The organism is Hymenobacter swuensis DY53, assembly GCF_000576555.1.
Taxonomy (GTDB): Bacteria; Bacteroidota; Bacteroidia; order Cytophagales; family Hymenobacteraceae; genus Hymenobacter; species Hymenobacter swuensis.
This window is the reverse complement of the sequence record NZ_CP007145.1, coordinates 3,080,399-3,095,398: the sequence shown is the minus strand read 5'-3', so window position 1 is coordinate 3,095,398 and position 15,000 is coordinate 3,080,399. Positions and strand designations below refer to the sequence as shown.

At 60.3% G+C, this 15,000-nt stretch carries 13 protein-coding genes; 8 read left to right on the top strand and 5 right to left on the bottom strand.

What is annotated here, in order from left to right; translation table 11 throughout:
• Positions 1-6 precede the first annotated feature (6 nt).
• The 5 genes from HSW_RS14610 (at position 7) to gldC (ending at position 4,074) form a co-directional block, all read left to right on the top strand.
• Positions 7-330: a circadian clock KaiB family protein gene (locus HSW_RS14610; RefSeq protein WP_052346476.1), complete on the top strand. Its 324-nt coding sequence runs from the start codon at positions 7-9 to the stop codon at positions 328-330.
• Between the two features lie 52 nt (positions 331-382).
• Positions 383-667: a circadian clock KaiB family protein gene (locus HSW_RS14605; protein WP_231501297.1), complete on the top strand. Its 285-nt coding sequence runs from the start codon at positions 383-385 to the stop codon at positions 665-667.
• Positions 664-2,379, top strand: a complete 1,716-nt coding sequence (locus HSW_RS22955; protein ID WP_052346475.1) for a sensor histidine kinase — start codon at positions 664-666, stop codon at positions 2,377-2,379. The genes HSW_RS14605 and HSW_RS22955 overlap by 4 nt, the downstream gene beginning before the upstream one ends.
• Before the next feature lie 136 nt (positions 2,380-2,515).
• Positions 2,516-3,640 (top strand): DNA polymerase III subunit beta, encoded by a 1,125-nt coding sequence (dnaN, locus tag HSW_RS14595; protein ID WP_044002528.1) that lies wholly within the window; start codon positions 2,516-2,518, stop codon positions 3,638-3,640.
• Positions 3,641-3,735: 95 nt separating this feature from the next.
• Entirely contained in the window at positions 3,736-4,074 is a 339-nt protein-coding gene (gene gldC / locus HSW_RS14590; protein WP_044002527.1) for a gliding motility protein GldC, read from the top strand.
• Positions 4,075-4,161: 87 nt separating this feature from the next.
• On the opposite strand, the gene HSW_RS22950 is transcribed toward gldC, so the two are convergent.
• From HSW_RS22950 to HSW_RS14565, 5 genes are all read right to left on the bottom strand, one after another.
• Positions 4,162-4,683: a hypothetical protein gene (locus HSW_RS22950; RefSeq protein WP_052346474.1), complete on the bottom strand. Its 522-nt coding sequence runs from the start codon at positions 4,681-4,683 to the stop codon at positions 4,162-4,164.
• A 211-nt stretch (positions 4,684-4,894) separates the two neighbouring features.
• On the bottom strand, positions 4,895-5,431 hold the full coding sequence (gene dcd, locus HSW_RS14580) for a dCTP deaminase (protein ID WP_044002526.1): 537 nt from the start codon (positions 5,429-5,431) through the stop codon (positions 4,895-4,897).
• A gap of 130 nt (positions 5,432-5,561) precedes the next feature.
• Entirely contained in the window at positions 5,562-6,413 is an 852-nt protein-coding gene (locus HSW_RS14575) for a hypothetical protein (RefSeq protein WP_044002525.1), read from the bottom strand.
• 117 nt (positions 6,414-6,530) lie between these two features.
• Positions 6,531-7,856, bottom strand: coding sequence for a glutamate-1-semialdehyde 2,1-aminomutase (gene hemL / locus HSW_RS14570; protein WP_044002524.1), 1,326 nt, complete (start codon positions 7,854-7,856; stop codon positions 6,531-6,533).
• Between the two features lie 102 nt (positions 7,857-7,958).
• Complete coding sequence (locus HSW_RS14565; protein ID WP_081768422.1) at positions 7,959-9,914, bottom strand: ABC transporter substrate-binding protein; 1,956 nt, start codon at positions 9,912-9,914, stop codon at positions 7,959-7,961.
• A gap of 348 nt (positions 9,915-10,262) precedes the next feature.
• Here HSW_RS14565 and HSW_RS14560 point away from each other — a divergent pair, with 348 nt between their 5' ends.
• The 3 genes from HSW_RS14560 to HSW_RS14550 all read left to right on the top strand — a co-directional run bounded on the left by HSW_RS14560 (position 10,263) and on the right by HSW_RS14550 (position 14,965).
• Positions 10,263-11,978 carry a peptidase domain-containing ABC transporter gene (locus HSW_RS14560; protein ID WP_044002523.1) on the top strand — a complete coding sequence of 572 codons (1,716 nt, stop codon included), beginning with the start codon at positions 10,263-10,265 and terminating at the stop codon, positions 11,976-11,978.
• A gap of 72 nt (positions 11,979-12,050) precedes the next feature.
• On the top strand, positions 12,051-13,445 hold the full coding sequence (locus HSW_RS14555; RefSeq protein WP_052346472.1) for an HlyD family secretion protein: 1,395 nt from the start codon (positions 12,051-12,053) through the stop codon (positions 13,443-13,445).
• Between the two features lie 17 nt (positions 13,446-13,462).
• A complete protein-coding gene (locus HSW_RS14550) occupies positions 13,463-14,965 on the top strand; it encodes a TolC family protein (RefSeq protein WP_071883117.1) in 1,503 nt (500 codons plus the stop codon).
• Positions 14,966-15,000 lie beyond the last annotated feature (35 nt).

Below are 15,000 nucleotides of genomic sequence, written 5' to 3'. Positions count from 1 at the left end.
ATCCTTATGGAAACTACCCTTGCCAACCTGTCGGCTCCTGCAGCCGCTGAAACCTGGGAACTGCGCTTGTACGTGGCTGGTCAGACGGTGAAGTCCGTAACGGCGCTGGCCAACCTGAAGAAATACTGCGAAGAGCACCTGAAAGGCCGCTATAAGCTGGAAGTTATTGACTTGCTGCTGCATCCGCAACTGGCCGAGGGTGACCAGATTCTGGCTATTCCCACGCTGGTGCGCAAAGTGCCGGTGCCCATCCGCAAGATCATCGGCGACTTGTCGAACCAGGAGCGGGTACTCGTGGGCCTCGATATCCGGACGTTTGAGCAGTCATAAGCCCGGCCCGATGGAAGCCGAAAATCCAGGAGAGGGGGCAGAGCCTGCGTATGTGCTTCGCCTGTATATTACCGGTGCTACGCCTAACTCAACCCGCGCGGTGCAGAACATCAAAACTATTTGCGCCCGCTACCTGGAAGGCCGCTACGAGCTGCTGATTGTAGATATCTACCAGCAACCGGAGCTGGCCAGTCGGGAGCAGATCATTGCTTCGCCCACGCTGGTTAAGGTGCTGCCTCTGCCGGTACGCCGGCTGGTCGGCGACCTGTCAGAACAGGACAAGGTACTGGCCGCCCTGGGGTTGCCGGTAAATTTTGACTCGAACAGCCAGCCATGAGTGAGGCCCAGCAACGACGAGCCGCTGAGCTGGCGCGTGAAAACGAGGAGCTGCGCCATCAGCTGCTGGAAGCCGAAGAGTTGATTACCGCTATCCGGACTGGAGCCGTGGATGCGCTGGCTGTGCAAAGTGCTGAAGGCCCACGCATTTTTACCCTTCAGAGTGCCGATCAGGGGTACCGGACCCTCATTGAGCAGATGAACGAAGGAGCCCTGCTCTTGAGCCAGGACGCGACCATTCTCTACGGCAATGCCTGCCTGGCGAGCCTGCTGGGCATGCAACTGCACGAGGTCATCGGCAGCTCATTCGAGCGGTTTGTTCCGAAGGAATTCGGCCGCTACTGGCAGTTGCTGTTTGAAACGGGATGGAGCAGCAAGAGCAAAGGGGAAATGCCGCTGCTGAACAGGGAAGGTGTGCTCAAGCCGCTTTTGTTCTCCATGAACGTGCTGTCGTTCAATGAGGTGCCGGTACTTGCGGTTATTCTTACGGATGTTTCGGCGCAGGAAGAAATACGGCACATTCAGGCACAGGTGGAAAAGCAGAACGTGCTGCTGATGCGCAAAAGCAACGAACTGAAACAGCAGGAAGCCGAGCATTCCGCCATTACGAAGGCGGCCGCAGAAGCCACCCGAATGCTGGAAGGTATTCCGCAGATTGCCTGGACGGCGGATCCTGCGGGCCATATCACCTACCTTAATCAGCAGTGGTTTTATTATGCCGGCTGCAACAACCCGGAGGAAATAAGCCGCCAGCTGAATGCGCGCATGCACCCCGATGATTTGGCCGCTGCTTCGGCCCGCTGGCAGAACAGCCTGCGCACGGGGCACGCGCTGGAAATGGAATGCCGGCTGCTGAACCGGGGCGGTGAGTACCGCTGGATGCTGGGCCGGGCATTGCCTTCGCGCAATGAGCAAGGCGACATCATCCAGTGGATTGGCACCTATACGGATATGCACGAGCACAAGCTGGCCCAGGAGCGCATTGATCAGGCTCAGCGGCAGCTTCAGGAAAACAATGAGCGCCTCACCCGCGCTAACGTTGATCTGGATAACTTCATTTACACCGCCTCCCACGACCTCAAAGCCCCCATCAACAACATTGAAGGGCTGCTACACGCGCTGCTGCCGGAGCTGACAGATGTACCTTTGGCTAGCGGACAGGTGCCCCTGTTGCTTGGGATGATGCAGGAGTCAGTGGACCGCTTCAAGCGCACCATTGAGCACCTGACGGAGGTAACCAAGCTGCAGAAGGAAAACGACCAGCCCGTGGCCGTGGTGGATCTGGCAACGGTTATTCAGGAAATCAGCCTGGATCTGGCGTCGCTGCTGGCGGAGGCTGCCGGTCAGGTGCAGGTTACCGTAGACGCCTGCCCAACGGTGTCGTTTTCGGAAAAGAATATGCGCAGCATCCTCTACAACCTGCTGAGCAATGCCCTCAAATACCGCTCTCCGGATCGGTTGACGCATATCGTTATCCAGTGCCAAAGTCACGATGAAGATGTGGTACTGACGGTGCAGGACAATGGCTTGGGCATCCGGGAGGCCTTCCAGCCCAAGCTCTTCACCATGTTCCAGCGCTTCCATGACCATGTGGAGGGTAGTGGCATCGGCCTGTACATGGTGAAGAAGATGGTAGAAAATGCCGGGGGCCGCATTGAAGTGAAGAGCACGGAAGGCGTGGGCTCCAAGTTCACCGTTTACCTGAAGCGCTGAAGAGCCCGGCCCCGGCGAAATCCCCGATGGTGCATGGGGCTTAATGGCCAAATCGGGCCCGGTGGCCGTTAGAAAACCCGCTGCCCGTTCCGTATCTTTGCCCTCTACCCAACCAAGCCCGAAACGACTCTTCCATATGAAATTTATCGTCTCGTCTTCCGCCCTGCTCAAGCAGCTTCAGAGCATCAACGGCGTGGTTACGAACAACCCCGTGGTGCCCATTCTGGAGAACTTCCTCTTCGAAATTGAGGACGGCAAGCTGACGATTACCGCCTCCGACCTGGAGACCAGCATGATGACCGAGCTGCCGGTAGAGGCCCGCGAAAGTGGCCGCATTGCCGCGCCCGCCCGCATCCTGCTCGACACGCTTAAGAACCTGCCCGACCAGCCCGTGACCTTCACCCTGGACGAGGAAACCTACACCATCGAAATTGCCAGCAGCAACGGGCGCTACAAACTGGCCGGCGAAAATGCCACCGATTTTCCCCGCGTGCCGGTGGTAAAAGGTTCGGCTCCGGTAGAAATTCCTTCTACTTCCCTGGCCCGGGCCATCAACAAAACCATCTTCGCGGTGAGCACCGACGAGTTGCGCCCCGCCATGACCGGCATTCTGGTGCAGCTGGCCGATAACCAGGTAACCTTTGTGGCCACCGACGGGCACCGCCTGCTACGCTACCGCCGCTCCGACGTGGGCGCGGGCCAGACCTCGAACATCATCATTCCGCGTAAGGCCTTCAACCTGCTGAAGGGCGCGTTGCCCTCCGAGGCCACTACCGTACGCATGGAGTTCAACAGCTCTAACGCCTTCTTCTCCTTCAACCAGATGCGCCTCGTGTGCCGCCTGATTGATGAGCGCTACCCCGATTACGAGAACGTAATTCCGGTTAGCAACCCCAATAAGCTCATTATCAGCCGTCAGGAAATCCTGAACTCGGTGAAGCGCATCAGCATCTACTCCAACAAAACCACCCATCAGGTACGCCTGCGCCTGGCCGGTTCGGAACTGACGGTTTCGGCCGAAGACCTCGACTTCTCGAACGAAGCCAACGAAAAGCTGGCCTGCCAGTACGACGGCGAGGACATGGAAATCGGCTTCAACGCCAAGTTCCTGCAGGAAATGCTCAGCAACATCGACTCCGAGGAAATTACTCTGGAACTGAGCACGCCCAACCGCGCCGGCCTGCTCATGCCTACCCTCGCCGACGACAACGAAAGCATCCTGATGCTGGTGATGCCGGTGATGCTCAACAACTACGTTTAAACTGAATACACTGAGTGTGAAAATGTGCTGAATGTGGTTTAAGGCCACGCTCAGCACATTTTTACATTCGGTACATTCCTCACATTTTCACTTGTATGAAAAAGTCTGAAATCCGCTTCAGCATTGCCCTCGACGACCAGAAAGTACCCGAGGCTATTAGCTGGACGGCTACCGATGCCGGCCCCGATATTCATTTTGCCAAGGCTATCAACATTGCCCTCTGGGACCGGGACGAGCGGGGTACGATGAAAATCGACCTCTGGACCAAGGAAATGCCCGTGGACGAAATGAAGCGTTTCTACGTGGATACAATGGGCGCCATGGCCGAAAGCATTATCACCGCCACCAACGACTCGGTAATGGCCACCAAAATGCGCAACCTCTGCCGCGAACTGATGGACCACATTGAGGAGGAAGAAAGCAAGCAGCGCTAATCTGGCGGCTATACACTGCCTGGAAAACACAGAAAAGCCCCGCCGGAAGTACTTCCGGTGGGGCTTTTCTGTGAAAATCTATCGGGTTTACTGGCGGGTGCGGGTGGCGGGAGCGGCCGTGGAACGAGCCGGACCCACGGTAGAACCGTTGCTGCTGGCAGGCAGCGGGTTCTGCACCGAGTTGACGAAAATGGCGTTGGCCGCTTTGCTGCCGTAGCTCATGCTGAACGTGTTGTACGTGCGGCGCGAATCGTAGTAATTGCTGTACTGGTCAGTGCTGAGCACAGTTTGCAGTTCTTTGTCACGCTCCTTGCACACCGCGTCGCACTGCTCCTTAATTAGCTTGCTATTACCGGCGTTTTTCTGGTTGATAGCTACGATTTTGGCCTGCTTCTCTTCATTGATGGCCTGCAAGCGAGTTTTCTGGTAGCCATTCAGACGCAGGTCACGGGCCATCTGATCGGAAAGCTGGCGAGCATGCTCCTGGAAAGGATTGAGGCGGGGAGAGGCTTGGGTTTTATCCTGCGGGGCCAGCGTGGGCTTCTGCTGGGCGTGGGCCCCGAGCGAAGCAACGAGCAAAGCAGCCGCAGCGGCAAATTTCTTAGTCATGATATCAGGCAGTTCGGTTCAGGAAAGGACCGGCAGCTTTTCAACACATCAGAAAACCGCTGGCTGTTGCTTTCTAACGAAAAACTATGCCAGCTAGTTTACTTCCGCCACAAAAACCTTGACTATGTGGTGATTTCAGGATGCTATAACGCCGTCGCACCCGGTAGGTACAACGGCGTTACAGCATTCAGAAACCGGCTCTATTACAGTGCTAGAACTTGTTTTTCCACATCATGGATTCCACCGGCTTAGTGGTGCGCTCGTTGTACTTGGCGTTGGGCTTGCGGTTGTAGAAGTTCTCCACGTCGCCTTGCACCGTGAAGTAGATAAGCTGGCCCACGGGCATATTGTAGTACACCCGCACCGGCATGGAAACGCTGATTTCCAACGTCCAGGTATTGCAGAACCCAATGTCACCCTTGCCGGCTGTGGCGTGAATATCAATACCCAGACGGCCCACGCTGCTCTTGCCTTCCAAGAACGGCACATGCGCGTGAGTTTCAGTATACTCGTCGGTTACGCCTAGGTACAGGGTGCCGGGCTGCAGCACGAAGCCTTCTTCGGGAATCTCAAATACATCAATTTCATTATGCTTGCGCGCATCCAGCACCGCGTCGCGGTAGGTGGCTAGGTAGCGGCCCAGGTGTACGTCGTAGGAGTTGGTGCCAAGGCAGCTCCGGTCGTAGGGTTCAATGAGGATGGTGCCCCGCTCTATTTCGGCGAGAATCTGCTGATCGGTGAGAATCATGGGGTGAATTAAGAATTAAGAATTAAAAATTATGAATTGCAGAGCGAAAATGACGTTCGTCCCAACCTCTGGTCAGAGTCGGAAGCCGAAGTCAGCTTCAATTTTTAATTCGTAATTTTTAATTGAAAAATTACTCCTCGTTCTCGTAAGTGTCTTCTGGCAGTGCATTGGCCCGACGGCGCGGACGCGGCGCGGGCTGCTCCTCATTTTCAGCCAGTGCATCCAGACGGGTGCGTAGGTCGGGGAGCACGCTGGTGACCAGGTAGAGCAGCAGTAGAAACGAGCCGCTGGCCAGCATTAAGGTCAGGTAGTCCATCCAGTCGTGACGGGGGGCTACGTCGAGGGAGCGGGGGGCAGCGTAACCAGCATCTGGAACTGAGGTCAGAGATGCTTCCGGAGCGGGCTGCGGGTCCTCGGCGGCTGCCGCTGGGGCCAGGGTAGCCGTTTCGCCGTCGGCAGGAGGCACAGCAGCAGCATCAGTGGCCAAGTCCTCGGGGGCCGGGTCTTCGGAGGCGTTAAACTGGGCCGCGCCCTGCTTGATGTAGCGTTGCAGACTTCGGATGAGGGCCACCCGCTCATCGCGCGGCAGCACCCGGATAAAGAACTCGAAGTTGCGGTCCACCAGAATGGTGTTCAGCTCCTTCTCAAATTCCACCAGATCGGTGCGGCCTTTGCCAAAGCGGCTTTTGTAGCGGGCCGAAATATCGTTGTAGTTGTGGAACAATTTCTTGAGGTCGTCGCGGCCGGGGAAGTTGTTGAACTCCTGGCGGGCTTTCACGGTGCGCAGCGAGGCCGGGAACTTGCCCCGGGCAAACGACTTATCGTACACCGTCTCCATCGTGCGGAAGTTCAGCTCGTCCACGGTGCGGTCGAACAGGCGCTTATTGGCCACAGCGGGCGTTTCCATCTGGGCGCGGAGCGGGCCGGGCACAACAAGCCACAACAGCAGAAAAAGCGGCAGCAGCTGACGAAATCGGAACATACAGGCGGCAGAAATTTCGCGCAAAGGTAGGCGGTTGTCAGTTGTCAGTTGCTAGCTGTCGGTTTTCAGTTGGTAGGATGCCCAACAACTAGCAGCCAGCAACTGACAACTAGCAACTTACAATCCGTGGGCTTCCCGCATCGATTCGCGGCAGGCGGTGAGATAGAGGGCCACTAGGTCGTCGGTCATGGCGGTGCTCACGAACAGGGCCTCGTACTGGGCCGGAGCCAGGTAAATGCCCCGGTGCAGCATGGCCTGGAAGTAGCGGCCAAATGCCTCGGTGTTGGAAGTTTTAGCCGATTCCAGGTCGGTTACGGGCTGGTCGGTGAAGAATACGCTGAACATGGAGCCTACCTGATTCACAGTGTAGTTCAGGCCCAGCTCCCGGCAGATCTGGCGAGTGCCGTCGGCAATGCGGGTGGTGGTGCGGTTCAGTTGGTCGTAGAGTTCGGGGTGCTGCTGCAGGTACGTCAGCTGGGCAATGCCGGCGGCGGTGGCAATGGGGTTGCCCGAGAGCGTGCCCGCCTGGTAGACCTTGCCGGCCGGGGCCACGTTGTCCATGATGTCCTGACGGCCGCCATAAGCGCCCACCGGCATGCCGCCCCCGATGATTTTGCCCAGCGTCGTCATGTCGGGCGTGATGCCGTAGAGCTCCTGCGCGCCGCCCCGGGCCAGCCGGAAGCCGGTCATCACCTCATCAAAAATCAGCACTATGCCGTGTTGGGTGCACAGGTCGCGCAGGCCCTGCAGGTAGCCTTCGGCGGGAGCTACCAGGCCCATGTTGCCTACTACCGGCTCCAGAATGAGGGCGGCCACCTGGCCGTCGTTGGCAGCAATGGTGCGCTCTACGGCGGGCAGGTCGTTGTAGGGTACCGTGAGAGTGTCCTGGGCCACGCCTTGGGTGACGCCTGGCGAGTCGGGCGCGCCGAGGGTGAGGGCACCCGAGCCGGCGGCAATCAGGAAGGAGTCGCCGTGGCCGTGGTAGCAGCCTTCAAACTTGATGATTTTGTTGCGGCCGGTGTAGCCCCGCGCCACCCGAATAGCCGACATGGTGGCCTCGGTGCCGGAGTTTACCAGCCGGACTTTTTCGATGCTGGGCACCATCTGCTTGATGAGCTCGGCCATTTCTACCTCGCGCTGGGTGGGTGCTCCGAAGGAAAGCGAGTTGCCAATGGCACCGCGCACGGCTTCCAGTACAATTTCAGGAGCGTGGCCCAGAATCATTGGGCCCCAGGAGTTGATGAAATCCAAGTAGCGGTTGCCATCCACGTCAGTCAGCCAGGCCCCTTTGGCCGACTGCATGAATACCGGATGGCCGCCCACGGCGCGAAAGGCGCGTACCGGCGAGTTAACTCCGCCCGGAATGTGGTTTTTGGCCCGCGTGAACAGGGCGTCGGAAGTGGCTAAGGAGAGGGGCGTAGTGGGTAGGGAGTCGTGAGACATGAGGGCAGGCAGAGAAAGACGTAGCGAGAGAGTCCATGAAAAAATTGAGAGAGTCCTGGGTATCTCACTACTCACTACCCGGTACTCTATACTACAAACAACCTACCGGATGCCAACCGGGTTCAGGACTTCCACTTCCAGCCGCTCCAGCTTGGTAATGGGCACGTACTGGTTGTCGTGGGCCCCGGCCGGGTAACCGATGCCCTGGAACACGGCCCCCGAAACCGGCCCACCGTTGGCTAATTGCTGCTGGAAGGCCGGCCCGTTCTGGTGCAGCTGGCTGCCAAAGTAATACAGCAGCTCGAAGCCGGTGAAGGCAAAAACCGACGGCGGCAGGTTCTGGCGCTGCACGTACAGCTGCCGGAAGCGGCGTACCCCGGCGTTGGTTTTGTCGAGGAATTTTGGGTGCACGAAGTACACGTCGCGGGCGTCCAGTTGGCCCAGGCCGATGCGGTTGTTATCGAGCCAAGAAGCGTAGGTGATGATCGGCAGGCGAGCGTCCTGGGCCTTGAGTACGCCCAGCGTGTAGGGCCCAGCCTTCTTTCCATCGGAAGCCACCACCAAGTGCCCGATGTTCTTCAGATCAACACCCGCAAAGCCGGAAGCCAGGGATTCTTCCACGTCGGAGTTGATGCGGCGCAGCTGCAGCACGCGGCCCCCCAGGGCCTCATAGGCCTGCTTGTAGGCGGCCCCGAAATCTTCCTCGTCCTTGGTATCTTCATAAAGCACCACGGCTGTGCGGGAGCCGCCGAGGCGGCTAAAGGCGAATTGTGCGGCCTGTCGGGCCTGGCTGGCGGTGCTGGGTTCGAACAGGTAGTGCCAGGGGTTATCTAGCACCAGACTGCCGTCCTGCGACAAGGGGTTGACCACCGTAATCTGCCGCTGCTGGGCGTAGCGGGCCAGAATCTTGGAGCCCGACTTATACACCGGACCGATGATCAGGTCCATGCCGGCCAACTCGGGCAGGGCCAGCACCTGCTTGAGTTGGGTGGTATCGGCGCCGGTATCGTAAGTGAACAGCTGCACTGGCCGGCCTTCGCGCTGCAAAGAGTCCTGGGCCAGACGCAGGCCGGCGTACAGGTCCGTTACGAACTGGTTTTTGCGCCGCTTTTCCCAGCTCGGGTCGTTAAACTCGAAGGGCAGGAGCACCCCGATGTTGTAGCTGGCTTTTTTAACAGCCTGGGGGCGGGGCGTGTAGCGGATCCGGTCGAGCTGAAACTGGCTGATAAGCTGGTCGAGCTGGCCTTTGTCGGCTTCGGTGTACCAGCCGCCGTTGGCCAGCTTATCGGCGTAGGCGCGGGCCAGGGAAGTTTCCTGGGGGTAGCTTTTGAGCAGGTTCTGGAAAGTGGCTTTGTCCTTGATGCGGGGCAGGTACGTGGCCTTCATGTTCTCCCGCTCGGTGGTCAGCCGGCCCTCCGGTACCTGGGCCAGCACCCGTAGGGCATTCTCGAAGTCACCCTGCTCAAACGACACCTGGCCCTGGAGGAAAAACGCCTCCGGCAGCGCCGGCCACTGGGCGTACTCGCTACGCAGCAGGTTCAGCATCTGCTCGGCTTCGGCCCACTTCTTGGCCCGGCTGGCGGCCACGGCGTAGAGGTAGGCCGCTTCCGGGGACTTGGCAAACTTGCCGCCCGGAGCCGTGAGGGGCTCCAGTTCCTGCAGGGCCAGGTCGTAGCGCGTTTGGTCCAGCAGGGTTTTGCCGTTTTTGTAGCGCACGTTGGGGTCGGTGGAGCCCAGGTTGGCCGGCAAAGGCGGCCCGGTGGGCTTAGGCGGCGCAGTAGCGGCCGGGCGGGTAGGGGCGGGTTTGGCTGGTGCCGTGGCCGCCGGCGTCGTGGTTTTACCTGTCGAGGTAGGTCTGGAAGCCGTTGCCGCTGGTTTGGTTGGGGTTGCGGTGGGCTTAGCCGGAACTGTGGCCGGTCTGGCGGGCGCGGTGCTGGCGGGCTTGCCGGCAGCCGGAGTGGTGGTTTTCTTGGGGGGCGTCTGCTGGGCCGCAGCGGGCACAACCAAGCCCAGACCGGCCGAAAGAACAACAGCGGGGAGAAAAGAGGAAAGCCTCATAAACCGAGGAGCCAGGGGAAAAGGCGGGAGGAACCACGGAGCCGCAACCAGCGCAACTCACCGGGCAAAGGTACGCAGTTGCGGCCGGGAAGATGTAGCCGCGCTGCTTCCGGGATGCGCTCAACGGTTAATTGGATTTATTTTAATCTGGAATTAAGCTCCATTTAACCTAGTCTTAAGTTTGGGCCTGTTGGGTGGCCGTACCTTTGTCACGGTTGAGCTGCCGTCGATTCAGTGGTCCTACGCAGGTTGTAGAACTTTCCGGTGCGTAGGAGTTATAGAGTCGCTGGCCTGCTTCCAACCGGCTCTTTGGAGCCGTCTGTTCTGCTTGCCACCACTACTCCCCCTATGGCCGACCACCCCGAACCGTCCCTCACTCCCGGGCAGCGCCTGCTGCGCCTACTGGCGTCCGAACGCCGCGACATCACCTACTTATATGTATACGCCGCCCTCACCGGGCTCATCAGCCTGACGCTGCCGCTAGGCGTGCAGTCCGTTATTGGCTTCGTTAGCAGCGGCGACGTCAGCACGTCGCTTATCGTGCTCATCGGCTTTATTGTGGTGGGTACGTTTCTGGTAGGAGCGTTGCAGGTGATGCAGCTCTACCTGGTGGAGTTTATTCAGCAGCGGCTGTTTGCCCGCATCAGCCTGGATTTTGCCGTGCGTTTGCCCCGCATCCGGACCGAGCAGCTGGACGGGCAGTACCTGCCCGAGCTGGTGAACCGCCTGCTCGATACGCCCACGCTGCAAAAAGGACTTTCTACACTGCTCGTTGAGTTTTCGGCGGCCGCCCTACAGATTCTGTTCGGGCTGATCCTGCTTAGCTTCTATCATCCCATCTTCATTGCCTTCGGGTTGCTGCTGATTGGGTTGCTGGTGCTGATGGTGCGCCTGACCGGTCCCGATGGCCTCAAAACCAGCCTCGTGGAGTCGAAATACAAGTATCGCGTGGTGGCCTGGCTCGAAGACGTGGCCCGCACGGTGCACACCTTTCGGCACGCGCCCCGGCAGCAGTTGGCCCTCAGCCGCACCGATGGGCTGGTGGAAGGCTACCTCACGGCCCGGCAAAGCCATTTCCGGGTCCTGTTGACGCAATTTTGGGGCTTCGTGGCCTTCAAAACGCTCATTACCGCTTCCCTGCTCATTATCGGCTGCTGGCTGCTTATCAGCAAGCAGATCAACATCGGCCAGTTTGTAGCCGCCGAAATCGTCATCATTCTTATCATCTCGGCCGTGGAAAAACTGCTGCTCAAGCTGGATGTGGTGTATGATGCTCTGACTTCGCTCGATAAAATCGGGCATGTGCTGGATCTGCCGGTGCTGGCACCCCACGCGGGGGTAGAGCTGCCGCTGCCCGCCACTAACACCGGGGTGCGTGTAGAGTTGCGCCACCTCGCCTACCAGTACCCCAACGGCACCAAACAGCCGGTGCAGGATGTGTCGCTGACGCTGGCGGCCGGGGAGCACCTGGGCTTGGCCGGTACCGATGGAGCCGGTAAAACCACCCTGCTGCGGGTGCTGGCTGGCCTGCTCGACGGCTATACCGGCGTGGTGGCCTACGATGGGCTGGCATTGCAGGATATTTCGAGCGAGGCTTTGGGCCGCTACCTGGGCGACAATATTGCGCATCAGAACCTGTTCGACGGGACGCTGCTCCAGAACCTGACCCTCGACCAGCCCCGCGTAACTGCCGACGATGTGGCCTGGGCTCTGGAACTGGTAGGTCTGCGCGACGACTTTTACAGCCGGCCGCTGGGCCTGAACACGCCTTTAGGCATCGGGACACCGTTTTCTGACAGCGTCCGGCAGAAGCTGCTGCTGGCCCGCGCCCTGGTAAGCCGGCCGCGCCTGCTGCTGCTCGATAACTTCCTGCCCGGCGTGGAGCCTGCGGAACGCCTGCGCATTCTGCACCGTTTGCTCGATACCGCCCAGCCCTGGACCATCATTCTGGCTTCTAACGACCGTGCCGTGCTGGAGCTCTGTCCCCGCCTGGCTCTGCTGCGCGAAGGCCGCCTGGTGGCCGATGGTCCCTTCGGAGACATTGCGCCGCAACTCGCCCGCTAAGTCCGCCCTGGGCCAGCTACCCTTGCTGGTTGGCCGGCCCGCTCTTCCCTCACCGACTAATTCCGCTATCCTGTGCCTTTTGCTGAACATCCTCTGGAAGAAACCAACCCGCTAACGGCGCGCTTTCGCTCATTTGAGCATGTGCAGACGCCGCGCGCTGGCCGTACCGTGGCCCGCTGGCTGGGCGGCTTGGGGATACTCATTATTTTGGCTGGCTTCCTGCCCTGGACGCAGAACATCCGCTCTACCGGCCAGCTCACCACCCTGCGCCCCCAGGACCGCCCCCAAACCGTGCCCAGCACCATTGGCGGCCGCATTGATAAGTGGCTGGTGCGCGAGGGCCAGCGCGTAAAAAGAGGCGATACGCTGGTGCTCATCACCGAAATCAAGGAAAAGTATTTCGACCCCGAGCTGCTGGTCCGCACCCGTGAACAGCTGGCCGCCAAAATATCGTCGCTGGAAGAAAACAAGGGCAAAACTGTAGCCCTCGGCGACCAGCAGGTGGCCCTGCGCAGCGGCTTGGCCGTGAGCCTCGACAAGGCCCGTAACAAAGTCAGCCAGACCCGTCTCAAAGTCAATTCCGACGAAGCCGAGCTGCGCGCCGCCAACAACGACTTCAGCATTGCCGAGCAGCAACTGGCCCGTCAGGAAGCCCTCTATAAGCAGGGCCTCAAGAGCCTGACCGAGTTGGAGCAGCGCCGTCTGAAGTTTCAGGAAAGTACCGCCAAGCGCCAGGCCGTGGAAAACAAGCTGGGTGCCTCGCGGCAGGAGCTTACCAACGCCCAGCTCGAGCTGTCGTCGTTGCAGGCCGAGTACCAGGACAAGCTGGCCAAGTCCGAATCGGACCGCCGCTCGGCCGTGGCTTACCAGTTCGACTCGGAGGGCCAGATTGCCAAGCTGCGCAACGAGCTGGCCAACCTCAGCATCCGTTCAGGCTACTACCACATCACGGCCCCGCAGGACGGCTACGTGGTGCGGGCGCTCAAGGAAGGCTTGGGCGAGATTATAAAGGAAGGCGAGGATATTGTCACCATCATGCCCATTGCTCCGGCCCTGGCCGCCGAGCTGTACGTGAAGCCCATGGATATTCCGCTGCTGCGTGTGGGCCGCAAGGTGCGCCTGCAGTTTGATGGCTGGCCGGCCCTGGTGTTCAGCGGTTGGCCCGGCACCAGCTTCGGTACCTTCGGGGGCCGGGTGGCAGTTATCGACAACATCGACTCTCAGGGGCAGTACCGCATCCTGGTAATCCCCGACCCCGAGCTGGAAGCCTGGCCCAAGCCCCTGCGCGTGGGTTCCGGCGTGTACGGCTGGGCACTGCTGGATGACGTGCCCATCTGGTACGAATTGTGGCGGCAGCTCAACGGCTTCCCGCCCGATTTCGTGGGCCGCCCGGCCGAATCGGCCAAAAAAGACGCTAAGAAAGCCGCCAAACCCACGGGCTCGGCGGAGGAGGAGGAAGTCAAATGAGCCACTCGTCAGTAGGTATGACCTCCGTGCCGAACGTGCGAGGCTGCCGGCCGCTTCTCTGGATTTTACTCGTAGTGTTTGCGCTGCTAGCGGGCCCCGTTGCCGCACAGCCCGTGGCGAGGCCTGCTGTCCGGCCAACCCTCAGCGCCGCCCCGGCCGATTCCGGTCAGGTATTCTCGCTCAACGATTTGCTGACCTACGTGGCGTTGCGCCACCCGGTGGCCCGGCAGGCCGGGCTGCTGCCCGAGCGCGCCTTGCAGGAAGTGCGCTATGCCCGGGGCATGTTCGACCCCACTGCCGCCAGCAAGTACTATGGCAAAACCTTCGGCGGCAAGGAGTATTTCCACGACTGGGACTCGCAGCTGCGGGTACCGCTCTGGTTCGGGGCCGACGTGAAGGCCGGCTTCGACCGGGGCGTGGGTACCTATATCAACCCCGAAAGCCAGACCTCGCCGGCCGGCCTGAGCTACCTGGGCCTCTCGGTGCCGCTGGCCCAGGGGCTGCTCATTGATGAGCGTCGGGCCGCCGTGCGCCAGGCCCAAGCACTGCAGGGACTGGCCGAAGCTGAGCGGCGCGGCGCCCTCAACAAGCTGCTGCTGCAGGCCGCTAAGGACTACTGGGACTGGAGCCTGAACTACCAGCGGCTGCGGCTGCTGGACCGCAACGCAGGCCTGGCCAACGTACGCTTCGAGGCCGTGCGCCAACGCGTAATATTTGGTGACTTGGCCGCCATTGATTCGGTGGAGGCGCTGACGGAGCTGCAGAACCGGTTGGCCACGCTGAGCCAGGCGCGGGTGCAGTTCCGTAACTCCACGCTGCTGCTCAGCAACTACCTCTGGGACGAGCAGCAGCAACCCCGGGAGCTACCCGCCGCCACCCGGCCCCAGCTGCTACCCGGCCCCGCCGACTGGCGCGCCCTCCCGCCCGACTCGGTGGCGCAGCTCAGCCAGTTGGCCCAGCAGATTCATCCGGAGCTGCAGAAAAGCCGGGCTAAGCTCAGCCAGCTGGGTGTGGAGCGACGGTTGCTCACCAACAAGCTGCTGCCCAAGCTTTCCGTCGATTATAACCTGCTGCAGGCCGGCCAGCCCTTCAACCCCGAAAAGCCGGCCAGTCTGAGCGGCGCGTACCTGCAGAACAACTATAAGCTGGGCGTGAGCTTTGCCTACCCACTGCTGCTGCGCCAGGAGCGCGCCAAGCTCCAGCTCAACCGTCTCAAGCAGCAAGAGCTCCAGTTTGATCTGCAGCAGGATACCCGCGAAATTGAAACCGGCGTGCGTACCGTGGCCAACGAGTGGGAAGCCCTGCGCGAGCAGCTGACTTTACAGGAGCAGGTGGTGCGCAACGCCGAGCGGCTGCGGACCGGCGAGCAGATTCGCTTCGAGAACGGGGAAAGCTCGGTGTTCCTCATCAACTCCCGCGAAGCCACCTTAGTATCGGCCCGCGTGAAGCTGGCGGAACTGCAGGCCAAGTACGCCCAGACCCAGGCCACCCTGCGCTGGGCCGCCGGCGGCATCGAGTAAACGAGAACGTCCCGGTCCGGCGGCTGCAAGCCGTC